Origin of the sequence: Chitinimonas sp., from assembly GCF_036568685.1 — a bacterium.
GTDB lineage: Bacteria > Pseudomonadota > Gammaproteobacteria > Burkholderiales > Chitinimonadaceae > Chitinimonas.
Genome location: NZ_DATCSC010000010.1, coordinates 12,353 through 36,100 on the forward strand (window position 1 = coordinate 12,353; position 23,748 = coordinate 36,100).

A 23,748-nucleotide genomic window follows, 5' to 3' on the forward strand; every position below is an offset into this window, starting at 1 on the left:
TCAGACTCCCCCGGCAATACCCCGCGTTACCCGGCACGGTCGTCTGAGGGGACGACCGTCGCCGTGGTACCGGTTTATGAATTCGCAGTCTCGTCTTCCAAGGTTCACTCCTCTCTGGCGCGTGTCCGTCTGCTCTCCCTCAGACGGCCGCGCTTCTTTTTTGCCTCAAGGAGACCGGCCCAAATCAGGTACAGGATGCGCTTGTAGGGTGCGTGCTTCGTCGGCAGAAGTCGCGAACGAGCGTCAGCGAGGCTCCCTCGCGGCGGCGAGGGCGGGGGGAGTAGGGCTCAATAAAGACAGCTGAAGCGAGCGCGCCTGAACATCAGTTGCCGCACAACACCCGGCTGTGCCGGGTGCTGATCCGCACTCAGAACCGACAAACACCTCAAACCGGGTTCACCGCTTCAGCTTCGCAAAACGAGGTAGGTCATCGACCGCCTTATCGAACCCATCCAGCCGGTCGCCCATGGCTGCCCCCAGCCGCTCCAGCCGGTCGTTGGGGCTCGGGTGGGTTTTGAACAGCAGGGCGAAGGCCCCGTCACTGGGGCTCTCCGCCAGCGTCTGCAGCACCCCCACCAGACCGTAGGGGTTGTAGCCACCGCGCGCAGCGATCACCACCCCCATGCGGTCGGCCTCGAACTCGTCCTCCTTGTCCAGGCCACGCAGGAACACCTCCTTGCCGCCGCCCACCAGCTTACCCACCATGTCGGCCTTGGCCGAACCGGTGTTCTCCTTGTACTGCGCCGCCACATCATTGAGGATGGAGCTGCCCAGCGCCTTCTGGATCGCCTTGAGCTGGTGCTTCTGCAACACGTGCGACATCTCGTGGGCCAGCACCCCGGCCAGCTCCGATTCGCTACGCAGGCGCTGGAACAGCCCGCGGGTGATCAGCACATAGCCGCCTGGGGTCGCAAAGGCATTGACGTTGGGGTGGTCGATCACCCCGAACTTCCAGGGCAGGCCCGGTCGCTCCGTCTGCTGCGCCAGCCACATCCCCACCCGGTTCACGTAGCGTTGCAGTTCGGCGTCGTTGACCAGGGGCGAGGCGCCCAGCAGCGTCGCCGCCAGCTCGCCGCCCATCTGGATCTCCTCCGGCTCGGCAATATCGCGGCTGGCGTCGGATGCCTTCTTGATCGTCTCAGCGCCCTTGATCACCTTGTCGAGGTTGAACTTGCCAAAGTCGATCGCCTGGCTGGGCAGGGCCGCTGCCAACAGCAGCGGCAATATCAGTTTGCGCATGCTCGTGGCTCCCTAACGGTTCTTGTCCGAGCTGCCCTTGGGCAGGTATTCGATCTGTTTGTTGCTGGCGAGCTTGCCGGCCCGGGCAAATTTCTCCGCCTCGTCGGCCGTCGCCGCATAGCTGCCCAGCTTGGCCAGCTGTTCATGATTGGGCTGGGCGTTCTTGATGTCCTCTTCCGACAGGCCCTTGACCCCGGTGGTCACGGTCGTACCCGAACTGCCGGTCTTGAACAGATTCACCGCCGAGAGCAGACCACCGCCGCCACCCTTGCTCTCGCCGCTGCCGGTGCGCACATTCAGCATCTTCACCCAGCCGGTCTGGCCGGCCGCCTTGACCTGCATCCAGGCTCCCTGCCGTGCCACAATCTCCACCGGCGCCTGGGCAGCCAGGTCCGCCACCTTCTCGGCATCCAGAAACGGCTTTTGCTTGAGCTCGGCGGCCCTGAGCAGGGTGCCGTTCTCGGCCGCCTGCGCCACGCCGGCCAACAAGGCCAGCATCCACCACACAGTTTTCATTCCCGCTACTCCCTGATCATTGCTTGATCCCTGGCTCATAAAGCCGGACTTCCTGCTCGCGCCCCTTCACATGGTGCGAGCCACAGTCACGATAACTGAAGGCCTCGCCAGCCGCCTGCATGGTCGATTCCGCCACCAGCACTCGCGCCACACCCTTGGTCTGCCCTTCAATCCGGCTGGCAAGGTTCACGGTATCTCCTATCGCAGTGTAGTCCAGCCGGTCGTTCGAGCCGATAAAGCCGACCACCGCAGGGCCGGTATTGAGGCCGATACCGATGTCGAACTCACTACCCAGCTCAGTCAGCTCGGCCTTGAAGCGGTCCAGCGCCGCCGACATCTCGATCGCCGCCAGGATGGCATGGCGGGCATGGTCCGGGTCGTTCACCGGCGCCCCCCAGAAGGCCATGATGGCGTCGCCGATGAATTTATCCAGCGTGCCGCCATGGCGGAAAATGATCTCCACCTGGGTAGAGAAATAGCGGTTGAGCAGCGAGACGATGGCCTCCGGCGTACGCGTCTCGGACAAGGTGGTAAAACCGCGTATATCCGAGAACAGCACCGTCACCTCCCGGCTTTCGGCGTTGGCGCCGGTATCGATCTCGCCGCGCGCCACCAGGTCCCCCACCACCCGCGGGTCCAGAAAGCGCTGGAACATGCCGATCGCCCGCTCGCGCTGTTGCCGCTCCTTCAAGTAGGCCAGCAGCGCGCACAGCCAGTAGAACACCCAGCCGCAGACCAGCGGCGCATAGAAGGGCAACCACCAGCCCTGCTGCAGCCCCCACCAGGCCAAGCCCAGCACCAGCCCATTCACACCCAGGAGACCATAACCTATCCGTGTTGCGGTCATCCCGCGCGAAAAGGCCAAGGCCACACCCAGCAAGAGGAGCAGCGCCAAGGGCAGGCCCAGCTGCCGCGGCGGCTCTCGCAGCCAGTCTCCCTGCCGCAGGTTGTCGATGGCCGTCGCCAGGATATCCACCCCCGGGTAGAGGCTGGAGAGCGGCGTTACCCGCAGGTCCTGCAGACCCGGTGCGCGGGCACCGATCACCACGATCTTGCCGCGGAACTCGTCATGCGGCCGCTGCGAGACCTCACGTTGGCTGTCGAGGTAGACATCGGCGTATGAGACATGCGGCGGCGCCGGCCGCCAGTTCAGCAGCAGCTCAGAACCACGCGGCAAGGGCCAGCCCAGGTCGGTCGCGAGCTTGGCCGGCAGCGATAGGAAGCGCCAACCCAGCCGCTCCATGTAGACATGGTAGTGGCGGCCGACTTGGTCGCTGTCCTCATTGAAGTTGATCAAGCCGGCCTTGATGCGCTGCCATTGCGGCAAGGGCAGGGCTTGTTCCGCACTCTCGGGCGGCTGTAGCGCGGCGGCCGGTACCATCAAGGGGATGCGCGCCCCTGCCACCGCCCGGGGGGTGGGCACAATCCCGAAGGAGCGCGGGAAGCGCTCAATGGGCTGGCCCATGCCGGGCTCATTGAGCGTCTGCGGCAGGTAGACATTGCTGGCCTGACTCAGCACGCCCATATAGTAGCGGTCGCTATCGAGCCGGAAGCTGTCCACCTCATTGGTCAGGATGTCCGAGACGATGGCCTTGGCCCCTAGCCGGTTCAGGTGCTCGATCAGCTCGCCATGGACCGAACGCGGCCAGGGCCAACTGCCGGCAACCTCGTTCATCTCTTCCAGCGAGCGCTGGTCGATATCGACCACCACCACCTCGCTCGAGGGCGCCCGCCGCTGTGCATGGAGCCGCAGCAACACGTCACCGCCACGCTGGTCGACGATGGCACTGGCCTGCAGGAGGCCGTAGTCCAGCAGCACCAGAACGGCAAAAGCCGCCAGCGCATGCCACCAACTGAAGGCTTGCAGGGAACGGGGCAGGGAAAGACGTTTCATGGCGACTCCGTGGCGCGGCGCCTTGTTTTTAGCAGTCCGCGCACCTTATCACCAGTCGCCGCCTCCAAAAAACAAAGGGGGCCGACATCGCGGCCCCCTTCGGGTGTACAACGGGCTAGAGAAGCTCCGCCAAGCCCCACCTCTCGCGTCAGCGAGGCTCCCTCGCGGCGGCGAGGGCGGGGGCGTGGAATTGAACAGCGATAACCTTTTGATTTTATGCTGACTGCAAGCACCCGGCTCCGCCGGGTGAAGAGCAACTATCTTCGGGTTACACCGTCTGCAGAGCCTCCGGGCGATTACTCGTCCATCAGCGCCGTGGTGTAGACCTCCTGCACATCGTCCAGGCTTTCCAGCGCGTCCAGGAGCTTCTGCATCTTGATCGCGTCGTCGCCCGACAGCGGCGTCTCCGCCTGCGGCTTCATGGTGGCTTCGCCCATCTCGGCCTTGAAACCGGCCTTTTCCAGGGTTTCCTTGATGGTCACAAAGTCGTACGGGGGCGTGATCACCTCGATCGAACCATCCTCGTTGCTGACCACGTCGTCGGCGCCGGCTTCCAGTGCCGCTTCCATCAGCGCATCTTCATTGGTGCCCGGTGCAAAGATCAGGTAGCCACAGTGCTTGAACTGGAAGGACACGCAACCGTCGGTGCCCATATTGCCACCGTACTTGCTGAAGGCATGGCGCACATCGGCCACGGTACGGGTCTTGTTGTCGGTCAGGCAATCCACCATCACGGCCGCACCGCCAATGCCGTAACCCTCGTAGCGCGTCTCCATATAGTCGACGCCCTCCAGGTTGCCGGCGCCACGGTCGATTGCGCGCTGGATATTGTCCTTGGGCATATTCGCGCCCAGGGCCTTGTCCACCGCCAGGCGCAGGCGCGGGTTGGTAGCCGGATCTGGGTCACCCATCTTCGCGGCAACGGTGATTTCCTTGATCAGCCGGGTAAACAGCTGACCGCGCTTGGCGTCCTGACGACCCTTGCGATGTTGAATGTTCGCCCACTTGGAATGGCCGGCCATGGTGTAAACCTCTTGCTAGAACAAGTCTTGGGAAGTTCGCGATTTTAGCACAGCGGCCGCCCGCTGCATTTGCCCCCGCTTGGGCGCTCTTCTACACTGCGCCTACCCCTACCCTCAACAGGAGTTCACCATGAAGCTCGCCTTTCTCGCCGCAGCCCTGCTCTCCTTCGGTCTGGTCCATGCCGCCGACCCGGCACCCGCCGCCGACGCCCCCAACAAGCAGCAGAGCAAGATGGGTCAATGCAACAAGGATGCCGAAGGCAAGAAGGGCGATGAACGCAAGAAATTCATGAGCGAATGCCTCAAGGCCAAGCCGGCCGCCGATGCCTCCGCCAAGCCCACCGATCAGAAGGAAAAGATGAAGTGGTGTAACAAGGAAGCCACCGGCAAGAAGGGCGACGAGCGCAAGAAATTCATGAGCGAGTGTCTGAAGAAATAAGCCACTCAGGCCCGCACCCGTCACAGCGGCCCGCCTTGCGCGGGCCGTTTGCTTTAAGGGCGTTCGCCGGCCTGCCGGATGAAGCGTAAGGCGCAAGCCGTAGCGCGGCACCAGCACCGCGAGCGGTTGGTAACGCAGCCATAGGCCGGCAGGGCGACGGACCCGCTAGCCGCGCGGGTGATGCTGGGCGTGCAGCGCCTGCAACCTGGCCTTGGCCACATGGGTGTAGATCTGGGTGGTCGTGATGTCGGCATGGCCCAGCAAGAGCTGCACCACCCGCAGGTCGGCGCCGTGGTTGACCAGATGGGTAGCAAAAGCGTGTCGCAGCACATGCGGGCTGAGCCGCTGGCTGGCAATGCCGGCCCGTAGCGCATACTGCTTCACGATGTACCAGAAGCCCTGCCGGGTCAGAGGCTGGCCCTGCGCATTGAGGAAGGCAATCGCATGGGCGCGCCCGCCCAGCAGCGCCGGCCGCCCTTCGGTCAGATAGCGCCGGAAAGCCGCCTGGGCCGGCTGGCCCATCGGCACCAGCCGGGTCTTGTCGCCCTTGCCGTGCTCCACTCTGACCGAGCCCTCGTTCAGATTGATCGCCGCCAAAGGCAAGCTGACCAATTCCGAAACCCGCAGGCCCGCGGCATACATCAGTTCCAGCATGGCTGCATCACGCAAGCCCAGCGGCGCATCCAGCGCAGGCGCCGCCATGATGGCCTCCACCTCGGCCTCGGACAGCGTCTTGGGCAAGGGCCGCACCGTATGCGGGCCATCGATCTCGGCACAGGGGTTGGCCGCCAAGGCACCCGTTTCCTGGCAGTGCCGGTAGTAGCTGCGCAGCGCAGACAACAGCCGTGCGCGCGATGCCGCATTCTTGCCGCGCGCCATGGCCGGCAGCCGCCGCTTCTCCGCTTCGCCCAGCGCCCGGTTGGCCTCGAAGGCACTCGCGAGCTCGGCCAGGAAGTCGCGCACATCCTCGGCCGAGGCCGTCAGGCTGTTCGCCGCCCGCATCGCCAGCCAGGCGACCCATTGCCGCAGATCGCGCCGATAGTTGTCGGCGGTATGCGCCGACCAACCCTCGGCCAGCCATGCGGCGTCGATGTACCGGTCGATGCGGTCGAGATCAGGCGTAGCAGCTTCGGTCATGGCGCGCATTATTGGCAGAAAGCCTTGGGGTCAGAAAGTCGTGAAGTCAAAAAGTCGTGGCGTCCAAAATCCTGGCCAATAAAAAAACGCGGCTGTCTTGCGACAGCCGCGTTCCGGATACTGCGTCTTGCTGACCGATTACTCGGCGGCAGCAACGGCAACCTTGCGGGCCGGCAGCTTTTCCTTGATACGAGCGGACTTGCCCGAACGATCGCGCAGGTAGTACAGCTTGGCGCGACGCACGTCACCACGACGCTTCACTTCGATCGAAGCAACCAGCGGCGAGTAGGTTTGGAAGGTACGCTCAACGCCTTCGCCCGAGGATATCTTGCGGACGATGAAGGAGCTGTTCAGGCCGCGGTTACGCTTGGCGATCACGACGCCTTCGTAAGCCTGCAGACGTTCACGGTTACCTTCCTTTACCTTCACCTGCACGATGACGGTGTCACCGGGGGCGAATTCGGGGATGGTCTTGCCCAGGCGGGCGATTTCTTCTTGTTCCAGCTTAGCGATGAGATTCATCGTTGTTACTCCGGTAGTGAAGCTTGTTCCTTCTGGAACTCTGCCAGAAGCCGAGCTTCCTCTTTTGTCAGTTGGCGGTCTTTCAGCAGCTCCGGGCGGCGCAACCAGGTGCGGCCCAGCGACTGCTTCAGGCGCCAACGCCTGATCGCTGCATGGTTGCCCGAAAGCAGGACTTCCGGAACGGCCATGCCGCGATATTCCTCGGGACGGGTGTAATGCGGGCAATCCAGCAACCCATCCACAAAACTGTCTTCCTGCGCCGAGGCCGCATCGTTCAGCACCCCCGGCAATTGCCGCACCAGCGCATCGATCAGCACCATGGCCGGCAACTCACCGCCCGACAGCACATAATCGCCGATGGAGATTTCCTCATCCACCTGGCGCTCAAGCAGGCGCTCATCCACGCCCTCGTAACGCCCTGCCAGCACGATCAAGCCCGGCTCGGCCAAAAGGCGCATCACCGTCTCATGCGTCAGCGGCGCGCCCTGCGGCGACATATACACCACCCGCGTACGCGCCACCCCGGCCTCAGCCTGCGCGCTACGAGCCGATTCAATGGCAGCCTCCAAGGGCTCGGGCAACATCACCATGCCGGGACCACCACCGTAGGGGCGGTCATCCACGCGGCGGTAGTTACCCACGCTATAGTCACGCGGGTTCCAGCAGCGCAAATCGAACAAACCCTGTTCGCGCGCCCGCTGGGTAATGCCATGCTCGCCTATGGCGTCGAACATGGCCGGAAAAATCGTGACGACGTCGAAACGCACGTCAGTAGTCCAGGCCCCAATCGACCTTGATCGAGCGGGCAGCAGCATCGACCTCGATCACCACCGCGCCGACAAAGGGCAGCAGACGCTCGGTCTGGCCATCCTTCACCACCAGCACGTCGTTGGCACCGGTACTGAGGAGGTTGGCAACCTCGCCCAGGGCCTCGCCCTGCAGGTTGACCACCGCCATGCCGATCAGATCAGCCCAGTAGTACTCACCCTCCTCAGGCGCCGGCATGGCGGAGCGCGGCACGGCCACGGTCATGCCCTTCATGCTGAAGGCCAGATCGCGGTCATCCACCCCCACCAGCTTGGCATTGAGCGCCTTGGGCTGGGCCTGGCTGTCCTCCACCCGGTAGGCACGCCAGCCGCCATTGCGGCCCAGCCACCAGGTGTCGTAGTCCAGAAGGCTATCGGCAAACTGGGTATCGGCCACGACCTTGACCCAGCCTCGGATACCAAATGCCCCTGCGACAAAACCCATCGGCACCAGGTCAGCGGGAACGCCGGCCTCGGGTGCTGCGATGGGTTGTCGGTTCGCCGGCGCGTTGCCGGCGTTTGCAGCCTTCGGCACTTAGGCCGGCAGGCGCTTGACCAGCTTCTTGACGCTGTCGGCCAACTGCGCGCCGGTGCCGACCCAGTGGTTCAGACGGTCAGCGGCAATGCGCAGACCTTCTTCGCCATCCTTGGCCACCGGGTTGTAGAAGCCGATGCGCTCGATGAAGCGACCGTCGCGGCGGCAGCGCTTGTCGGCCACAACCACGTGGAAGAAGGGACGATCCTTGGCGCCACCACGGGCAAGACGAATCACAACCATTGTGCTGTTCCTAAAACTGTATTACTTCGGTTAGACGGAGAAAGCCGGGCATCATACAAGCAAAGTCGCAAAGCTGGCAAGAACATCTTGCAACTCAAGCAATTAGCGCAGCCCGGCACACCCGCCCTCCTGCGAGACACTGCCTCCATCACGGCGGCCTGGCGCATGGCGTACCACCATGACAACCAGCAAGAATCAAACCTACACATCCGAGAGCACCGCAAGCCGCTCACGGCACAGCGGGCATAGAGACCCATTCCCACCCCGCGCCACCACCGCGATCTCTAAACACCCAGCGGAAGGCACACCCACCACTCTGCGTCGCCCCACGCGTAGCCTCCGGCAATTCAAGGCCACCGGCGGGCGTCAGCGAGGTTCCCCGCCGGCGGGCGGGGCGGAGGGGCAGGGACTAAATCAGGGCAGGGCTACCCAATTCCGCCCTCACAAATAACTAGCGCCCGGGTCTCCCGGGCGCCTGCACTGCAGCCAGACCTTATTCGCCGCGCATCCAGTCAGGCCCTACATCCCCGGCAACATCCCCTTCATGCCTTTCATGCCCTTCATCAGCTTGAACATATTGCGGCCGGAGAACTGCTTCATCATCTTCTGCATATCTTCAAACTGCTTGAGCAAGCGGTTCACCTCCTGCACGCTCACCCCCGCACCGGTCGCAATGCGGCGCTTGCGGCTGGCCTTGAGCAGCTCGGGCTTTTGCCGTTCAAGCGGCGTCATCGCGTTGATGATGCCCTCCACCCGTCGCATCGCCTTGTCGGCCTCCGGCCCCTGCATGGCCTGACCCATCTGACCCATACCCGGCAGCTTGTCGATCAGGCCAGCCATGCCGCCCATCTTCTTCATCTGCTGGATCTGCGCCTTGAAGTCCTCCAGATCGAAGCCCTTGCCGGTCTTCATCTTCTTGGCCAGCTTCTCGGCCTCTTCCACGTCGACCGTCTGCTGTACCTGCTCGATCAGGCTCAGCACGTCGCCCATGCCCAGAATGCGCGACGCCATCCGCTCCGGATGGAAGGGCTCCAGCCCACCGATCTTCTCGCCCACACCAACAAACTTGATCGGCTTGCCGGTTACCTGCCGCACCGACAGTGCCGCACCACCGCGGGCATCGCCATCGAGCTTGGTCAGGATCACCCCGGTCAAGGGCAGCGCCTCGCCAAAGGCCCTGGCAGTGTTCACCGCATCCTGACCCTGCATGGCATCGACCACGAACAAGGTCTCGACCGGGTTGATGGCAGCATGCAGCTGCTTGATCTCGGCCATCATGGCCTCGTCGATCGCCAGTCGGCCGGCGGTGTCGACAATCAGCACATCAAAGTAGTGCCGCTTGGCATGGTCCAGCGCCGCCCGGGCGATCTCCACCGGCGCCTGCTTGGGGTCGGACGGGAACCACTCGACCCCCACCTGGGCAGCCAGCAGCTTGAGCTGTTCAATGGCGGCAGGCCGGTAAACGTCAGCCGACACCACCAGCACCTTTTTCTTGGACTCTTCCTTGAGCCGCTTGGCCAGCTTGCCCGTGGTGGTGGTCTTACCCGCCCCCTGCAGGCCCGCCATCAGCACCACCGCTGGCGGCACCGCCGCCAGGTTGAGGCTGTCGTTGTGGTCGCCCATGAGCTTCTTCAGCTCCTCGTGCACCACGCCGATCACGGCCTGACCCGGCGTCAGGCTGCCCAGCACATCCTGCCCCAGCGCCCGCTCCTTGACCTGGGAGACAAAGGTCTTCACCACCGGCAAGGCCACGTCGGCCTCCAGAAGCGCCATACGCACCTCGCGCATGGCATCGGAGATATTGTCCTCGGTCAGGCGCGCATGGCCCCGCAGGGTCTTGACGACGGACGACAGGCGGCTTTGCAGGTTGTCAAACATGGGAGCAATTCTCAATCAGCGCCTTGGCGGCGCTCTGTTAAACTCGAACGCGTAAGTTTACCCGACTTGCTTGCGCTTCTCTCATGCTCATACCACATCCCTTGCTATATCTCCTCGTCTGGCTGGGTTACGTCGCACTGGCCGGCTGGCTGCTGGCCCGTCACCACCAGGCCCCGCAACCGGCGGACGGCCGGCAGCAAAGACTGGAGCACGCCCTGCTCGGCCTGCTGCTGCTGGCACATGCACCGCTGGCCTTCATGCCACTGGCGGGCAGCCTGCCGCACTTCGGCGCCCGCGAGGCATTAGGCCTCTTGACCTGGGTCGCGGTACTCATCTACTGGACCGCCGCCTTCCTGATCCGCCTCGAAGGCCTGCAGACCATCCTCCTGCCAGTCGCCGCCATCAGCCTGGGCCTGAGCCTGCTGGTCCCGGTCGGCCACGCCACCCCCTGGCTCAGCGCACCGCTGATGCAGGTCCACTTCGCCATCGCCATGCTGGCCTACGGCTTTTTCGCCGTCGCCGCCGGCCTCGCCGTCCTGATGCGCCTGGCCGATCAGGAACTACACCGCCCCAGCCGCGGACTACTGCGCCAGCTACCCCCACTGCTCGCACTCGAACGACTGCTGTTCGCCACCCTAACCCTGGGTTTCACCCTCTTGACCGCCACCCTCGCCACCGGCTCGGTCTTCGCCGAAGAGCTGTTCGGCCAGCCGCTGGCCCTGAGCCACAAGACCGTCTTCTCGGTTCTGGCCTGGCTGGTATTCGGCGTCCTGCTATGGGGCCGCCACACCCGCGGCTGGCGCGGCCGCCTAGCCGTGAATTGGACCCTGGCGGGCTTTGCCCTGCTGCTGCTGGCCTATATCGGCAGCCGTTTCGTACTGGACGCTGTGCTGCATCGCTGATGCAGTTTCCCAACACAGCAGCCATGACATTGTATTAAACTGGCATCCAGGCTGGCTTACAGCCCTGTAAACTCGCGCTAGGCGGCAACCGTGCCGCGAAACCGCGACAACACCCCCAAAACCAAGCGGCACAAGGGTTTCCGGCTTTACAGGCGGACTTGACAAAGGCATTATTTATGCCAGCCTCCAAATACACGGCGCAGTGACGCGTCATCCTTGCAAGGACGCCCCACCCATGGCGCAAGCCCCAATCCCGCTGTCCGGCCTGGCCCGTCTCCTGGTCCAGCAGGGTCTACTGCAGGCAACGGATGCGGAAGCCATCCAGAATCAAGCGCATTCGACCCACCTACCCTTCATACAAGCCCTGGTCGCCAGCAAGAAGATTCCGGCCATGCGCATTGCTGAAGTTGCCGCGGGCACCTTCGGCTATCCCTTGCTCGACCTCGCACAGATCGATTCCGCCTATATTCCGACCGGCGCGCTCGACGCCAAGTTGATGCAGACCCGCCGGATTGCCCCGTTGTTCAAGCGCGGCACCAAACTGTTCGTCGCGATCTCCGACCCCACCGAGCTGCAAGCGCTGGAAGACGCCAAATTCCAGACTGGTACGGTGATCGAACCCATTGTGGTCGAAGATCCCAAACTCGGGCAGTTGATCGAGAAATTGATTGAAGCCAGCGGCGCCAACCTCAAGGACATGGTGGGCGATCAGGACGATCTGGATCTGGGTGGTGGAGAATCCACCGAGCCCGAACCCGATGCCGGCGCCAGCGAAGTAGACGACGCCCCCGTCGTCAAATATATCCAGAAGATCCTGCTCGACGCGATCAACGGCGGCGCCTCGGATATCCACTTCGAGCCCTACGAGAAGTTCTATCGCATCCGCTACCGGATTGACGGCGTGCTGCGCGAGGTCGCGCAGCCTCCCCTGGCGATCAAGGAAAAGATCTCCTCCCGGATCAAGGTGATCTCCAAGCTCGATATCTCGGAAAAGCGCATCCCGCAAGACGGCCGGATGAAACTGGTACTGTCGAAGACCCGTGCCATTGACTTCCGGGTCTCGACACTACCCACCCTGTTCGGCGAAAAGATTTGTATGCGTATCCTGGATCCGAGCTCAGCCACGCTGGGTATCGATGCGCTGGGCTACGAACCGGAACAGAAGGCGGCCCTGCTCGACGCTGTCCATCGCCCCTACGGCATGGTACTGGTCACGGGTCCGACGGGCTCAGGCAAGACCGTATCGCTTTATACCTGCCTCAATATCCTGAACGAGCCCGGTATCAATATCTCCACCGCGGAGGACCCGGCGGAAATCAACCTGCCCGGCATCAATCAGGTCAACGTCAACGACAAGGCCGGCCTGACCTTCTCGGCAGCGCTCAAGTCCTTCCTGCGGCAGGATCCCGACATCATCATGGTCGGTGAAATCCGTGACCTTGAAACTGCCGATATCGCGATCAAGGCTGCTCAGACCGGCCACATGGTGTTCTCTACCCTGCATACCAACGATGCCCCGGCCACGCTGTCGCGGATGCTGAACATGGGTATCGCCCCATTCAACATCGCCTCCTCGGTGATCCTGATCACCGGCCAGCGGCTGGCAAGGCGTTTGTGTGGCAACTGCAAAAAGCCGGTGGAGATTCCCACCGAAGCGCTGCTACGTGCTGGTTTCAAGGAAGAAGAACTCGATGGCAGCTGGCAGCCCTACGGGCCTGTCGGCTGCGATACCTGCAAGGGCACCGGCTATAAAGGCCGGGTCGGCATCTATCAGGTCATGCCCATTTCGGACGAGATGCAGCGCATCATCATGCAGCAGGGCACCTCCATCGACATCGCCGACCAGGCCCAGCGCGAAGGCGTCAAGGACCTGCGGCAATCCGGCCTATTGAAGGTCAAGCAAGGTCTCACGTCGTTGACGGAAGTCGAAGCCGTCACCAACGAATAAGAATCCGGGAGCAAAGTAAATGGCGGCAGACAAGAAGAACCAGGTCAAGGAACAGACCTTTTCCTGGGAAGGCAAGGACAAGACCGGTAAGACACTCAAGGGCGAAATGCGCGCCGGCGGTGACAACGTGGTGCGTGCCAACCTGCGCCGGCAGGGCATCACTGTCATCAAGATCAAGAAGCAGTCGCGCTCCATGGGGCGCAAGATCACCGAGAAGGACATTACCTTCTTTACACGCCAGATGGCGGTAATGATGAAGTCGGGCGTACCCCTCTTGCAGGCCTTCGACATCGTCGCCAAGGGCCACGCCAACCCCAGCGTGACCCGGCTGCTGCTTGACATCAAGAACGATGTGGAAACCGGCTCCAGCCTGACCCAGGCCTTCCGCAAGCACCCCATGCAGTTCGACCAGCTGTTTTGTAATCTGGTCCAGGCCGGCGAACAGGCTGGTATTCTGGATGCGCTGCTGGATCGCCTCGCGACCTACAAGGAAAAGATCCTTGCCATCAAGGGTAAGATCAAGTCAGCCATGTTCTACCCTACCGCCATCATCGTGGCGGCCTTTATCGTGATCACTGTGATCATGATCTTCGTGATCCCGGCCTTCAAGGACTTGTTCTCCGGCTTCGGCGCCGACCTTCCCGGCCCTACCCAGCTGGTGATCGATATCTCCGAGATCTTCCTGAACTACTGGTGGGCCATCTTTGGCGGCATCGGTGGTGCCATCTACGCTTTTATCCAGGCGAAGAAACGCTCCAAGGCCTTCCAGGCCTGGATAGACCGGACCGCCCTGAAGCTACCGGTGCTTGGCGATGTGCTGCGCAAATCCACAATCGCTCGCTGGACTCGCACCATGTCCACCATGTTCGCCGCCGGCGTCCCGCTGGTTGAGGCGCTCGACTCGGTGGGCGGCGCATCTGGCAACGTCATCTATGCCGACGCCACCAAGCGCATCCAGACCGAGGTCAGCACCGGCACCAGCCTGACGGTCGCCATGCAGAACGCCGACGTGTTCCCGCCCATGGTGCTGCAGATGGTCGCCATCGGGGAAGAGTCCGGTGCGCTGGACTCCATGCTGGGCAAGATCGCCGACTTCTTCGAGCAGGAAGTGGACGAGGCCGTGGACGCGCTGACCAGCCTGATGGAGCCGATGATCATGATGGTGCTCGGCCCCATCATCGGCGGCATCATCATCGCCATGTACCTACCCATCTTCAAGATGGGCCAGGCGGTTGGCGGCTGATCGATGTCCCTCTGGCAAGCCCTGTCCGTCTACCCCACCCTGTTTTGCTTGGCCACCTTGCTGCTGGGGCTGATGATCGGCAGCTTCCTCAACGTGGTCATCCATCGCTTGCCCAAGATGATGGAAGCGGAATTCCGCCATGACTGCGCGCTGATCGACCTGTCTGAGGACGCGCCGCAACCGGAACGCACCAAGTACAACCTGGTGGTACCACGCTCGGCTTGCCCGCAGTGCGGTCGGCTGATCGCCGGCTACGACAATATCCCGGTACTGTCCTGGCTGCTGCTGCACGGCCGCTGCCGTCACTGCAAGACGCCCATCTCGGCTCGTTACCCGCTGGTCGAGCTGGCTACCGGCCTCCTAAGCGGCGGTCTCGCCTGGCATTTCGGCTGGGGCGCCGCCGCCGCCGGTGCGCTTTTGTTCGGCTGGTTCATGATGGCGCTGTTCTGGATTGACGCCGACACTTACCTGTTACCCGACAGCCTGACCTTGCCCCTTTTGTGGTTGGGCCTGCTGTTCAACCTCGGCAATACCTACGTTCCATTGCCACAGGCCGTGGTAGGCGCGGTCGCCGGCTACCTCAGTCTGTGGTCGGTCTACTGGCTGTTCAAGCTAGCCACCGGCAAGGAAGGCATGGGTTACGGCGACTTCAAGCTGCTGGCCGCCATCGGCGCCTGGCTGGGCTGGCAGGCCCTGCCCATCGTCATCCTGCTGTCATCTATCGTCGGTGCCGTCATCGGCATAGGCATGGTCGTCATGGCCAAGCGCGGCTGGAGCAAACCGCTTCCCTTCGGCCCTTACCTTGCCATTGCCGGCCTGGTTGCCCTGATCTGGGGACCCGCGCTGCAGAAGTTGCTCTGGGGCTGAGGCCATGCGCGTAGTTGGTCTTACCGGTGGCATAGGCTCAGGCAAGTCCACGGTCGCCGCCCTGTTTCAGGGCCTGGGCGTCCCCTTGATCGATACCGATGCCATCGCCCATTCGCTGAGCGCCCCCGGGCAAGCCGGCGCGCAAGCCGTCGCTGCCCTGTTCGGCGTTGATTACCTCGACGCAAGCGGCGCCATCGATCGCCCACGACTGCGCCAGCGAGTCTTTCAGGACGATGCCGCGCGCCGCTCCCTTGAACAGGCGCTCCACCCGCTGATCCGACAAGCCGCCATGGCAGCACTCACCACGCTGCCGGCCTCCACTCCCTATTGCCTGCTCGCCGTACCATTGCTGTTTGAAACTGGCGCCTACGCCGACGTGATCGATCAGGCCTGGGTCGTGGACTGCCCGGAGGCGCTCCAGATTGCCCGGGTCAAGGCGCGCAGCGGCATGAGCGAAGCCGAGATACGCGCCATCATGGCCAAGCAATTGACCCGGGAGGCGCGACTGGCGCAAGCCGACGCCATCATCGAGAATGACGGTGATGTGTCGCAACTCACGGAAAGAGTTGAGGAATTACATCGGAAGTACATGCAAGCGCCTGAATAGGAACAAAATTTAGGTTAATGGATTTGTCAAAACAGCGCGAATCTTGCACAATCGACCGCTAATACAGCGCCAGCAGCCGCCCAAAGCCCGTGATCAGCTACGAATTTCCCGTCAACGAACGCATCCGCACCCTCCTGCGGCTGGAGGATCTATATGATCGCGCCTCGTTCTTTGCCGGCCGTGAACACGCGGAGGAGCACCATGCAGCGTTGCTGTGCTTGTTCGAGATCATGGAAGTCGCCGGTCGGGCCGATCTGAAGTCGGACCTGCTGCAAGAGCTGGAACGGCAACGTCAGACCCTGGAAACGCTGCGTGACAACCCTCAGATTTCCGAAGAAGCACTGGACATGGTGCTCGCCGACATCGAGCACACCCACGGCCGCCTGCTGGAACCTACCGGCAAGTTCGCCCAGCATCTGCGTGAAAACGAATGGCTGATGGCCATCAAGCAGCGCTCCAGCATTCCTGGCGGCGTCTGCGAATTCGACCTGCCTTCGTATCACTACTGGCAACAACGCCCCATAGAGGAGCGGCAACGCGAACTCAATGGCTGGCTGGCACCCATGCTGCCCATCAAGGACGGTATCGACATTGTGTTGCGCATACTGCGCAACAGTGCCAAGGTCGTACCGCTCACCGCCCGTAATGGCGCCTTCCAGCAGATGTCCGGTGGCAAGCTGGTGCAGCTGCTCAAGATCACGCTGGCCTCGGATATCCCTTACGTACCCGAGCTGTCGGCCAACAAGTACGCCATCAACGTCCGCTTTGTCTCACCGGCTGCCGGTTCTGATCGCCCACGCCAATGCGAGCACGATGTCGACTTCGTCCTCGCCTTCTGCAACCTTTAGAGACCTAGGTCGTTGATGGGTTCGGAGGATGGTGCGGGCGCCAGGCAAACCCTGGCGCTAGTCGGTAGTGCAGCCTGATACAGCAGGCGGTTCCCTGTTTCACTCCACCCCCGCCGCCGCGGGGGAACCTCACTGACGCTCGTTATCGCTTTGAACCACCTATGCGACTGGTACCTACCGAAGTCGCTAACTCGCAATCGTGGCCACCGCGCAACTCAGCGCTCTGATGTAGCGGACGCTTCCGTGTATTAATCCGCGCCCACGCAACGCGGTGAGCTTCGCTGATGCCTGTCATCGCGTAGAATTAGTCGCAGCGTTTCGCCCATTTCAGTTCAAAGCACGTACCACGATGTCCTCTACCAAGCCCCGCGAAGTGCCCTGCCCCAACTGTGGCACGCTCACCCCATGGACCAGCGAACAGAAGTGGCGCCCCTTCTGTAGCGAGCGCTGCAAGCTGATCGACCTCGGCCTGTGGGCCACCGAGCAGTTCCGCGTACCGGGTGAAGCGGCCGATGAAAGTCAGTTGCCACCACCTGACGGCGATTCATAAATCCTTAACGAAACAGTCACTTGGCAGTCACTACGGCGCTCTAATTTAGCTACCTGACATAACCCGATGTTCAGGAGGCCAGACGCCATGCTGCACCCCGATAGCCAGACCAGCCAGCCCCAGAAGCGCGCACTGAGCGTCTCGCTCGCCACCTGCGAGGATGACATCCGGGCAGCCCAGGCCTTGCGGTACAAGGTATTCGGCGAAGAGATGGGCGCCCGCCTCAACGGCCGTGAAGACAGCCTCGATATCGACCTGTTCGACAGCTGGTGCGACCACCTGCTGGTGCGTGACGAGCACAGTGGCGAAGTTGTCGGCACCTACCGCATCCTGCCGCCCTCCCAGGCACGCGAGCTCGGCAGCTACTATTCCGAGACCGAATTCGACCTGACGCGGCTACAACACATCCGCAGCAGCATGGTCGAAGTCGGCCGCTCCTGCGTGCATCCTGACTACCGCAACGGCGGCACCATCACCCTCCTGTGGGCCGGCCTCGCCGACTACATGATGCGCAACCGCTATGAGTATCTGGTCGGCTGCGCCAGCATCAGCATGGCCGACGGCGGTCATATGGCTGCCAGCATCTTCCAGCAGATCCAGCAGAAAAACATGTCGCCCGTGGAATGGCGTGTCACCCCACGCTGCGCGCTGCCGCTCGAGGCACTTAACAAGGATCTCGAGACTGAAATGCCCCCGTTGCTCAAGGGCTATCTGCGCCTGGGTGCCTATGTCTGCGGCGAACCCGCCTGGGACCCCGACTTCAACACCGCCGACGTGCTCATCCTGTTGCCGCTGGCACGTATGAACAAGCGTTATCTGCGGCACTTCATGGGGGAGGGAGCCTGAGGGTGAAATAAACCGTAGACTCGTGCAATACGCTCAGCTGAGGCGCCCGGGAACCCTGTAAGGAGGCCGAAGTAGCAGGCCACCTAAAAGTGGCAACGACTTCGTCCACCCGGGCGCTTGCCATTTGAGCCACTGAAACAGCCCCCCTTTCCTGATTTAATCCCCTACTCCCCGCAGGCCCGGAGGGAACCTCGCCGATGCGCTTCAGTGCCACAGAAGGACGCCGCCAAGCGTCCGAGAGGCGCCGGCCGAATCTCTCCTACCCACCTCCTACGACGGTCGTATGGCCGTACTGCTGAGTGGAATGATCCGCCGGCAGCCAAGGCATCCCCTTAGACGCTAGCGTCGGCACATGTAAGCCTCCCAGGCAGTTGCGTCTGCCGTCATCGCTACCCGCCTGAAAACCCCGTTTTCACGCCGCGTAAGCCATATCCACCACCACGGCGGACGCGGGTTTCCCTGACAAGCCCCACCTGGCAAAGCTAAACTGCCAGCCTGTGGCTATGAAAACTTCCCATTTCCGGCAGGCTTGGCGTTTTGTCCGCCTGCTCAACCATCTGCTGCTCGGCCTGATCGAGGCTGGCTTCTACTTCCAGCGGCGCACGCCTGCCGACCGAGTACGGGCGGTCGCGCGCTGGTCGCGGCGGCTGTGTCTGATCCTGGGGGTCAAGGTCCGTGTACGCGGTGTGGTGCCTGCACCGATGCCTGCCAATACCATGCTGGTGGCCAACCATGTCTCCTGGCTGGATATCTTCGTCATGAACGCCGGCACGGTCGCGCGTTTTGTCGCCAAAGCCGAAGTGCGGCACTGGCCCTTGCTGGGCTGGCTGTGCCAACGTACCGGCACGCTCTTCGTGACCCGCGAACGCCGACACGACACTCGTCGCGTCAATACCGAGATCGCCGACGCCCTGTCACAGGGCGACTGCATCGCCGTCTTCCCCGAGGGCAGCACGACCGATGGCACCGACGTCGCCACCTTCAACGCCTCCCTGCTGCAGCCCGCCATTGAGGCCGGCGCCCAGATCATCCCGGTTGCGCTGTGCTACTACGATCGCCGCGGTCAGCGCACCACGGTAGCCGCCTATGTCGGCGAGATGAGCCTGCTGGACTCGCTAAGGGCCCTGCTGGCCGAACCCAGCCTGGTTGCCGAATTGACCTACCTGCCCGCACTGCCGGCTGCTCAGGCGCAACGGCGTGAGCTGGCACGGCTGGCGCAGCAGCAGATCCGTAGCGTCGTCCGGCCCGAAGCCGCAGTTAATGCTACTCCCGCCCCGGTGGTTGTCGTGATGGCACCTGAAATACCTGTCCATCCTCCAATCTGATCCCACTCAGGCGGCCACCCCAGACGCAACCGGTATCGAGCGCAATCACATCAGGCCGTACCAAAAGCCCGAGCGCCGACCAGTGACCACAGACCACGGTCGCATCCAGGCTCAAACGGCCCGGCGCATCGAACCAAGCTACGCAATCCGCCGGTGCATCCTTGAGCTCACCCTTGAACTCCATCTCCAGCGAACCATCTGCAGCCAAGAGCCGCATACGGGTACAGGCATTCACGATCAGCCGCAACCGATCGTAGCCTTGCAAGCCCTCATCCCAACGCAGAGGCTGGTTGCCATACATCGCCGCCAGGAAAGCCTGCGCTTGTGGGCCGGATAGCGCCTGCTGCACCTCGACCGACAGCCCCAGTGCCTGCGACACCGTCCACTGTGGCAACAAACCGGCATGGACGAAGACATACTTCCCCAGCTGCTGCACCAGTGGCTGGCGCCGCAGCCAGTCCATCAGCATTGCCGCATCCGGCGCAGCCAGGATGGCCGACAGCGTATCGCGCCCCTTGTTCTTTGCGAGCCCAGCATGAACCGCCAACAGGTGCAGATCATGGTTACCTAGCACCACCCTTACAGCATGGCGGTGTGCATGGACCCAGCGCAGTACCTCAAGCGATTCCGGCCCGCGGTTGACCAGGTCCCCAACCAAGTAGAGGCGGTCCTGTTGTGGGTCGAAGTCGACCAGCTGGAGCAGGAGGAGCAACTCCTGCAGACAACCTTGCAGATCACCAACAGCATAGGTGGACATAACAGATCTCATACAAACGAATCTGGCAATTATGCCAGCCAGGGCAGGCACATGCGGCTGTGCCCCATGCATTCGAGCCAGCCAGGCTCTAGACTGCACACAGGAGGACGCAATGATCGAACATCCCCTCGCCAGCCTCGACGCCTGGGTGCGTTATTTCGAGGCCAGCGACATCCCCATCCTAGCCCACAGCCGTGACGCCATGCAGTCACTGGCCCAGCGCGGCGACGACGCCACCGTGCTGGACCTGGCGCGGATTGTCCGCCATGACGCTCTTTTGGCCTTGCAGGTGCTGCGCTACCTGCAGCAGCATCGCTCCAGCCACCAGCACACCGAAGTCACCACGGTGGAGCGCGTCATCCTGATGCTGGGCGTGGACCCGCTGCTCAAGGCTTACGCCCACAAGCAAACCGTCGAAGAACTGCTGCAGGACCACCCGCACGCCCTCGAAGCGGTACGACAGGTTTTGTCACGCGCCTGGCACGCCGCCCACTGCGCCAGCGTTTGGGCCGAGCACCGCCACGATATCGACGGCGGCGAAGTCCAGACCGCAGCCCTGCTGCGCGACATTGCGGAAATACTGGTAGGTTGTTTCGCACCCCGGTTGCTGCTGCGGGTACGCGCCATGCAGCAGATGGACAAGCGCTTGCGCAGCCAGCTGGCGCAACGCACGGTGCTAGGCTTCCCTCTGATCGATCTGCAACTCACCCTGGTCGAACAATGGCGCCTGCCGCCCATCCTCAAGCAGTTGATGGACGAACACCATGCCGAGCACCCGCGGGTGCGCACGGTAGCCACCGCAGTCGCTTATGCCCGCCATAGCGCCACAAGTTGGCAAGACGCCGCCCTGCCGGACGACTACCTGGCTGCCGCCGAGCTAACCGGCCTCGGCTACGACAAGGTGCGCTATCTGACCCTGGAGGCCAGCCGCAAGGCCCATGAAGCCTGGCCCTGGTACAGCCAGCAGGAGCCGCCGCCGCCGCCCGCTTTCAGCCTGGAGGAAGGAGAGGGAGGATAGCCCGCGTCGGCGCGCATGATGCATGCCGGCGCATAGATCACCCCCTTAAAAAAGCAAAAAAAGCCAACCTAACGGTTGGCTTTTCTGTCGGGGAGCGGGGCTTAAGCCGCTTCCACTACCTCTTCCACTTCAGGACGGTCAACCAGTTCGACCAATGCCATGGGGGCATTGTCGCCTTGGCGGAAACCGTTCTTCAGGATGCGCAGGTAGCCGCCGTTGCGGTTCTTGTAGCGCGGGCCCAGCACGTCGAACAGCTTGAGCGTCAGCTCACGATCGCGGGTGCGGTCGAAAGCCAGGCGCAGGTTGGCGACGGAGCGCTCCTGCTTGCCCAGGGTGATCAGCGGCTCAGCCACGCGACGCAGTTCCTTTGCCTTCGGCAGCGTGGTCTTGATGACTTCGTGCTTCAGCAGTGCGTTGGCCAGGTTGCGCAGCATCGCCAGACGATGGCTCGTCGTGCGATTCAGTTTGCGGTTACTTTGACGATGACGCATGGTGTTTATCCCTTGTCTTTCCAGCCTGGATTAAGGCTTTTCCAGGCCAACCGGCGGCCAGTTTTCCAGCTTCATGCCGAGCGTCAGACCCTTTGAGGCCAGCACTTCCTTGATTTCATTCAAGGACTTGCGACCCAGGTTCGGGGTCTTCAGCAATTCGGTCTCGGTACGCTGGATCAGGTCGCCGATGTAATAGATGTTTTCAGCCTTCAGGCAGTTCGCCGAACGTACGGTCAGCTCGAGATCGTCGACCGGGCGGAGCAGGATCGGATCAACCTGCGGCGCGCGCGGCGCTTCAGGTTCGACCTCGGTGCTCTTCAGATCAGCGAACACAGCCAGTTGCTCGACCAAGACGCGGGCAGCAAAACGCACCGCCTCCTCAGGATCGATCGCACCGTTGGTCTCGATGTCCATCACCAGCTTGTCGAGGTCGGTACGCTGCTCAACGCGAGCGCTTTCCACGGCATAGCTGACGCGGCGGATGGGGCTGAACGAAGCGTCCAGCAGGATGGAACCGATGTTACGGCCCTCTTCCTTGTCCACGCGCACCACGGCCGGCTGGTAGCCACGGCCCTTCTCGACCTTGATCTCCATGGCGAGCTTGCCGCCGGTGGAGAGATTGGCGATCACATGATCGGGGTTCACGATCTCGACGTCGTGCGGGACTTCGATATCGCTGGCCTTGACCAAGCCTTCGCCGTCCTTCTTCAGGGTCAGCAAGGCTTCGCTGCGGCCGTGCAGCTTCAGCACAACGCCCTTCAGGTTCAAGAGGATGTCCACGACATCTTCTTGAACACCGTCCAGCGCGGAGTACTCGTGCAGCACACCCTCGATCTTCACCTCGGTCGGGGCATAGCCGGGCATCGACGACAGCAGGATGCGACGCAATGCATTGCCGAGCGTATGGCCATAGCCACGCTCGAACGGCTCCATCACGACACGCGCCTGGGTAGACGACGAGGCTTGCACATCAATGATGCGCGGCTTCAGCAAGTCATTCGCGTTGCTTTGCATAAACAATCAATCCCTTTATCGAAACGAGCGGCGAACCGGACTAGCCGGTTCGTCTGCTTAAGGCCCAATTACTTCGAGTAGAACTCGACAACGAGCTGCTCGTTGATGTCGCTGGACAGGTCGCTGCGTTCAGGGGCGCTCTTGTAAACGCCTTCCATCTTCTTGCCATCGACACTGACCCAGCCCGGGAAACCGATTTGTTCAGCCAGCGCGAGCGCTTCCTGAATACGAACCTGCTTCTTGGACTTGTCACGCACGGCCACAACGTCGCCGGCCTTGACCTGGTACGACGCGATGTTGACCACAACGCCATTGACGGTGATCGACTTGTGGCTGACCAGCTGACGCGCTTCGGCGCGAGTGGAGCCAAAGCCCATGCGGTACACGACGTTGTCCAGACGTGCTTCCAGGATCTTCAACAGGTTTTCACCGGTCGAACCCTTACGGCGAGCAGCCTCTTCAAAGTAACGGCGGAATTGACGCTCCAGAACGCCGTAGATACGGCGGATCTTTTGCTTTTCCCGCAGTTGAATGCCAAAGCCAGACAAACGGGGCTGCTTAGCACCGTGTTGGCCAGGCTTACTATCCAGCTTGCACTTGGTGTCCAGAGCGCGACGTGCGCTCTTCAGGAACAGATCAGTGCCTTCGCGGCGCGAAAGTTTACATTTCGGTCCGATATAACGTGCCATCTCGGGTCTCCGGAATTAGATACGACGCTTCTTCGGCGGACGACAGCCGTTGTGCGGTACGGGGGTAACGTCGGAAATGCTGGTGATCTTGAAACCCAGCGCATTCAACGCACGCACAGCGGAGTCACGGCCGGGGCCGGGTCCCTTGATGCGGACTTCGAGGTTCTTGACGCCATATTCCTGGGCAACTTTACCAGCATGCTCCGCAGCTACCTGAGCTGCGAATGGTGTACTTTTCCGAGAGCCCTTGAAACCAGCACCGCCCGAGGTAGCCCAGGAAAGAGCATTCCCTTGACGATCAGTGATGGTCACGATCGTGTTGTTGAAGGAAGCGTGCACGTGCACGATGCCCTCAGAGACGACCTTTTTGACTTTCTTACGTACACGCACTGTGTTTGCTTTAGCCATTGCT

26 protein-coding genes are annotated in these 23,748 nt (G+C 62.3%); 11 read left to right on the forward strand and 15 right to left on the reverse strand.

Features of this window, described 5'->3' with window-relative positions; genetic code table 11:
* Positions 1-396: 396 nt before the first annotated feature.
* From VIM95_RS01570 to VIM95_RS01585, 4 genes are all read right to left on the reverse strand, one after another.
* Positions 397-1,239 (reverse strand): M48 family metalloprotease, encoded by an 843-nt coding sequence (locus VIM95_RS01570; RefSeq protein ID WP_331982105.1) that lies wholly within the window; start codon positions 1,237-1,239, stop codon positions 397-399.
* 12 nt (positions 1,240-1,251) lie between these two features.
* Entirely contained in the window at positions 1,252-1,755 is a 504-nt protein-coding gene (locus VIM95_RS01575; protein WP_331982108.1) for an SH3 domain-containing protein, read from the reverse strand.
* A gap of 16 nt (positions 1,756-1,771) precedes the next feature.
* Positions 1,772-3,649 (reverse strand): adenylate/guanylate cyclase domain-containing protein, encoded by a 1,878-nt coding sequence (locus tag VIM95_RS01580; RefSeq protein ID WP_331982111.1) that lies wholly within the window; start codon positions 3,647-3,649, stop codon positions 1,772-1,774.
* Between the two features lie 296 nt (positions 3,650-3,945).
* Positions 3,946-4,671 carry a YebC/PmpR family DNA-binding transcriptional regulator gene (locus VIM95_RS01585; RefSeq protein ID WP_331982114.1) on the reverse strand — a complete coding sequence of 242 codons (726 nt, stop codon included), beginning with the start codon at positions 4,669-4,671 and terminating at the stop codon, positions 3,946-3,948.
* Between the two features lie 130 nt (positions 4,672-4,801).
* Between VIM95_RS01585 and VIM95_RS01590 the strand changes: the two genes are divergently transcribed.
* Positions 4,802-5,110: a PsiF family protein gene (locus VIM95_RS01590; protein WP_331982117.1), complete on the forward strand. Its 309-nt coding sequence runs from the start codon at positions 4,802-4,804 to the stop codon at positions 5,108-5,110.
* A gap of 165 nt (positions 5,111-5,275) precedes the next feature.
* Here the strand turns inward: VIM95_RS01590 and xerD are convergent, their stop codons facing one another.
* The 6 genes from xerD to ffh form a co-directional block, all read right to left on the reverse strand.
* Positions 5,276-6,247, reverse strand: a complete 972-nt coding sequence (gene xerD, locus VIM95_RS01595; RefSeq protein ID WP_331982120.1) for a site-specific tyrosine recombinase XerD — start codon at positions 6,245-6,247, stop codon at positions 5,276-5,278.
* 138 nt (positions 6,248-6,385) lie between these two features.
* Positions 6,386-6,769 (reverse strand): 50S ribosomal protein L19, encoded by a 384-nt coding sequence (gene rplS / locus VIM95_RS01600; protein WP_331982123.1) that lies wholly within the window; start codon positions 6,767-6,769, stop codon positions 6,386-6,388.
* Positions 6,770-6,774: 5 nt separating this feature from the next.
* Positions 6,775-7,584, reverse strand: a complete 810-nt coding sequence (trmD, locus tag VIM95_RS01605) for a tRNA (guanosine(37)-N1)-methyltransferase TrmD (RefSeq protein WP_349258171.1) — start codon at positions 7,582-7,584, stop codon at positions 6,775-6,777.
* Positions 7,538-8,110, reverse strand: coding sequence for a ribosome maturation factor RimM (rimM, locus tag VIM95_RS01610; RefSeq protein WP_331982129.1), 573 nt, complete (start codon positions 8,108-8,110; stop codon positions 7,538-7,540). The genes trmD and rimM overlap by 47 nt, the downstream gene beginning before the upstream one ends.
* Entirely contained in the window at positions 8,111-8,353 is a 243-nt protein-coding gene (rpsP, locus tag VIM95_RS01615; protein ID WP_331982132.1) for a 30S ribosomal protein S16, read from the reverse strand. It lies immediately after the preceding gene.
* A gap of 519 nt (positions 8,354-8,872) precedes the next feature.
* Positions 8,873-10,231, reverse strand: coding sequence for a signal recognition particle protein (gene ffh, locus VIM95_RS01620; RefSeq protein ID WP_331982135.1), 1,359 nt, complete (start codon positions 10,229-10,231; stop codon positions 8,873-8,875).
* An 83-nt stretch (positions 10,232-10,314) separates the two neighbouring features.
* Here ffh and VIM95_RS01625 point away from each other — a divergent pair, with 83 nt between their 5' ends.
* The 9 genes from VIM95_RS01625 (at position 10,315) to VIM95_RS01665 (ending at position 19,367) form a co-directional block, all read left to right on the forward strand.
* Positions 10,315-11,133, forward strand: a complete 819-nt coding sequence (locus VIM95_RS01625) for a cytochrome C assembly family protein (RefSeq protein WP_331982138.1) — start codon at positions 10,315-10,317, stop codon at positions 11,131-11,133.
* A gap of 235 nt (positions 11,134-11,368) precedes the next feature.
* Positions 11,369-13,081 carry a type IV-A pilus assembly ATPase PilB gene (gene pilB / locus VIM95_RS01630; protein ID WP_331982141.1) on the forward strand — a complete coding sequence of 571 codons (1,713 nt, stop codon included), beginning with the start codon at positions 11,369-11,371 and terminating at the stop codon, positions 13,079-13,081.
* Positions 13,082-13,100: 19 nt separating this feature from the next.
* Positions 13,101-14,324 carry a type II secretion system F family protein gene (locus tag VIM95_RS01635; protein WP_331982145.1) on the forward strand — a complete coding sequence of 408 codons (1,224 nt, stop codon included), beginning with the start codon at positions 13,101-13,103 and terminating at the stop codon, positions 14,322-14,324.
* Between the two features lie 3 nt (positions 14,325-14,327).
* The gene (locus VIM95_RS01640; protein ID WP_331982148.1) at positions 14,328-15,191 is read left to right on the forward strand and encodes an A24 family peptidase; all 864 of its coding nucleotides are present in this window, start codon (positions 14,328-14,330) and stop codon (positions 15,189-15,191) included.
* A gap of 4 nt (positions 15,192-15,195) precedes the next feature.
* Positions 15,196-15,798, forward strand: a complete 603-nt coding sequence (coaE, locus tag VIM95_RS01645) for a dephospho-CoA kinase (RefSeq protein ID WP_331982151.1) — start codon at positions 15,196-15,198, stop codon at positions 15,796-15,798.
* An 89-nt stretch (positions 15,799-15,887) separates the two neighbouring features.
* The gene (gene zapD, locus VIM95_RS01650; RefSeq protein WP_331982154.1) at positions 15,888-16,646 is read left to right on the forward strand and encodes a cell division protein ZapD; all 759 of its coding nucleotides are present in this window, start codon (positions 15,888-15,890) and stop codon (positions 16,644-16,646) included.
* Positions 16,647-16,995: 349 nt separating this feature from the next.
* Positions 16,996-17,196: a DNA gyrase inhibitor YacG gene (locus tag VIM95_RS01655; protein ID WP_331982157.1), complete on the forward strand. Its 201-nt coding sequence runs from the start codon at positions 16,996-16,998 to the stop codon at positions 17,194-17,196.
* An 87-nt stretch (positions 17,197-17,283) separates the two neighbouring features.
* Complete coding sequence (locus VIM95_RS01660; protein WP_331982160.1) at positions 17,284-18,042, forward strand: GNAT family N-acetyltransferase; 759 nt, start codon at positions 17,284-17,286, stop codon at positions 18,040-18,042.
* Positions 18,043-18,545: 503 nt separating this feature from the next.
* Complete coding sequence (locus tag VIM95_RS01665; RefSeq protein ID WP_331982164.1) at positions 18,546-19,367, forward strand: lysophospholipid acyltransferase family protein; 822 nt, start codon at positions 18,546-18,548, stop codon at positions 19,365-19,367.
* Here the strand turns inward: VIM95_RS01665 and VIM95_RS01670 are convergent.
* Positions 19,306-20,124 carry a symmetrical bis(5'-nucleosyl)-tetraphosphatase gene (locus VIM95_RS01670; RefSeq protein ID WP_331982167.1) on the reverse strand — a complete coding sequence of 273 codons (819 nt, stop codon included), beginning with the start codon at positions 20,122-20,124 and terminating at the stop codon, positions 19,306-19,308. The genes VIM95_RS01665 and VIM95_RS01670 overlap by 62 nt on opposite strands.
* 112 nt (positions 20,125-20,236) lie before the next feature.
* On the opposite strand from VIM95_RS01670, the gene VIM95_RS01675 reads away from it, so the two are divergent.
* Entirely contained in the window at positions 20,237-21,142 is a 906-nt protein-coding gene (locus VIM95_RS01675) for an HDOD domain-containing protein (protein ID WP_331982170.1), read from the forward strand.
* A gap of 101 nt (positions 21,143-21,243) precedes the next feature.
* On the opposite strand, the gene rplQ is transcribed toward VIM95_RS01675, so the two are convergent.
* The 4 genes from rplQ to rpsK all read right to left on the reverse strand — a co-directional run bounded on the left by rplQ (position 21,244) and on the right by rpsK (position 23,744).
* On the reverse strand, positions 21,244-21,633 hold the full coding sequence (gene rplQ / locus VIM95_RS01680; RefSeq protein ID WP_331982174.1) for a 50S ribosomal protein L17: 390 nt from the start codon (positions 21,631-21,633) through the stop codon (positions 21,244-21,246).
* A 30-nt stretch (positions 21,634-21,663) separates the two neighbouring features.
* Positions 21,664-22,647: a DNA-directed RNA polymerase subunit alpha gene (locus tag VIM95_RS01685; RefSeq protein WP_331982177.1), complete on the reverse strand. Its 984-nt coding sequence runs from the start codon at positions 22,645-22,647 to the stop codon at positions 21,664-21,666.
* A 68-nt stretch (positions 22,648-22,715) separates the two neighbouring features.
* Complete coding sequence (gene rpsD / locus VIM95_RS01690) at positions 22,716-23,336, reverse strand: 30S ribosomal protein S4 (RefSeq protein ID WP_331982180.1); 621 nt, start codon at positions 23,334-23,336, stop codon at positions 22,716-22,718.
* A gap of 15 nt (positions 23,337-23,351) precedes the next feature.
* On the reverse strand, positions 23,352-23,744 hold the full coding sequence (rpsK, locus tag VIM95_RS01695) for a 30S ribosomal protein S11 (RefSeq protein WP_072428309.1): 393 nt from the start codon (positions 23,742-23,744) through the stop codon (positions 23,352-23,354).
* Positions 23,745-23,748 lie beyond the last annotated feature (4 nt).

Excerpts from the sequence above, each read along its gene's own strand:
- VIM95_RS01660 (WP_331982160.1), top strand. The coding sequence starts at position 17,284 with ATGCTGCACCCCGATAGCCAGACCAGCCAGCCCCAGAAGCGCGCACTG.
- VIM95_RS01580 (WP_331982111.1), bottom strand. The coding sequence starts at position 3,649 with ATGAAACGTCTTTCCCTGCCCCGTTCCCTGCAAGCCTTCAGTTGGTGG.
- VIM95_RS01625 (WP_331982138.1), top strand. The coding sequence starts at position 10,315 with ATGCTCATACCACATCCCTTGCTATATCTCCTCGTCTGGCTGGGTTAC.
- rplS (WP_331982123.1), bottom strand. The coding sequence starts at position 6,769 with ATGAATCTCATCGCTAAGCTGGAACAAGAAGAAATCGCCCGCCTGGGC.
- xerD (WP_331982120.1), bottom strand. The coding sequence starts at position 6,247 with ATGACCGAAGCTGCTACGCCTGATCTCGACCGCATCGACCGGTACATC.
- VIM95_RS01670 (WP_331982167.1), bottom strand. The coding sequence starts at position 20,124 with ATGTCCACCTATGCTGTTGGTGATCTGCAAGGTTGTCTGCAGGAGTTG.
- rpsK (WP_072428309.1), bottom strand. The coding sequence starts at position 23,744 with ATGGCTAAAGCAAACACAGTGCGTGTACGTAAGAAAGTCAAAAAGGTC.
- VIM95_RS01665 (WP_331982164.1), top strand. The coding sequence starts at position 18,546 with ATGAAAACTTCCCATTTCCGGCAGGCTTGGCGTTTTGTCCGCCTGCTC.
- VIM95_RS01590 (WP_331982117.1), top strand. The coding sequence starts at position 4,802 with ATGAAGCTCGCCTTTCTCGCCGCAGCCCTGCTCTCCTTCGGTCTGGTC.
- rpsD (WP_331982180.1), bottom strand. The coding sequence starts at position 23,336 with ATGGCACGTTATATCGGACCGAAATGTAAACTTTCGCGCCGCGAAGGC.
- pilB (WP_331982141.1), top strand. The coding sequence starts at position 11,369 with ATGGCGCAAGCCCCAATCCCGCTGTCCGGCCTGGCCCGTCTCCTGGTC.
- coaE (WP_331982151.1), top strand. The coding sequence starts at position 15,196 with ATGCGCGTAGTTGGTCTTACCGGTGGCATAGGCTCAGGCAAGTCCACG.
- VIM95_RS01575 (WP_331982108.1), bottom strand. The coding sequence starts at position 1,755 with ATGAAAACTGTGTGGTGGATGCTGGCCTTGTTGGCCGGCGTGGCGCAG.
- ffh (WP_331982135.1), bottom strand. The coding sequence starts at position 10,231 with ATGTTTGACAACCTGCAAAGCCGCCTGTCGTCCGTCGTCAAGACCCTG.
- VIM95_RS01635 (WP_331982145.1), top strand. The coding sequence starts at position 13,101 with ATGGCGGCAGACAAGAAGAACCAGGTCAAGGAACAGACCTTTTCCTGG.
- VIM95_RS01570 (WP_331982105.1), bottom strand. The coding sequence starts at position 1,239 with ATGCGCAAACTGATATTGCCGCTGCTGTTGGCAGCGGCCCTGCCCAGC.
- VIM95_RS01585 (WP_331982114.1), bottom strand. The coding sequence starts at position 4,671 with ATGGCCGGCCATTCCAAGTGGGCGAACATTCAACATCGCAAGGGTCGT.
- VIM95_RS01640 (WP_331982148.1), top strand. The coding sequence starts at position 14,328 with ATGTCCCTCTGGCAAGCCCTGTCCGTCTACCCCACCCTGTTTTGCTTG.
- VIM95_RS01675 (WP_331982170.1), top strand. The coding sequence starts at position 20,237 with ATGATCGAACATCCCCTCGCCAGCCTCGACGCCTGGGTGCGTTATTTC.
- rpsP (WP_331982132.1), bottom strand. The coding sequence starts at position 8,353 with ATGGTTGTGATTCGTCTTGCCCGTGGTGGCGCCAAGGATCGTCCCTTC.
- trmD (WP_349258171.1), bottom strand. The coding sequence starts at position 7,584 with ATGCTGCTGCCCGCTCGATCAAGGTCGATTGGGGCCTGGACTACTGAC.
- VIM95_RS01655 (WP_331982157.1), top strand. The coding sequence starts at position 16,996 with ATGTCCTCTACCAAGCCCCGCGAAGTGCCCTGCCCCAACTGTGGCACG.
- VIM95_RS01685 (WP_331982177.1), bottom strand. The coding sequence starts at position 22,647 with ATGCAAAGCAACGCGAATGACTTGCTGAAGCCGCGCATCATTGATGTG.
- rplQ (WP_331982174.1), bottom strand. The coding sequence starts at position 21,633 with ATGCGTCATCGTCAAAGTAACCGCAAACTGAATCGCACGACGAGCCAT.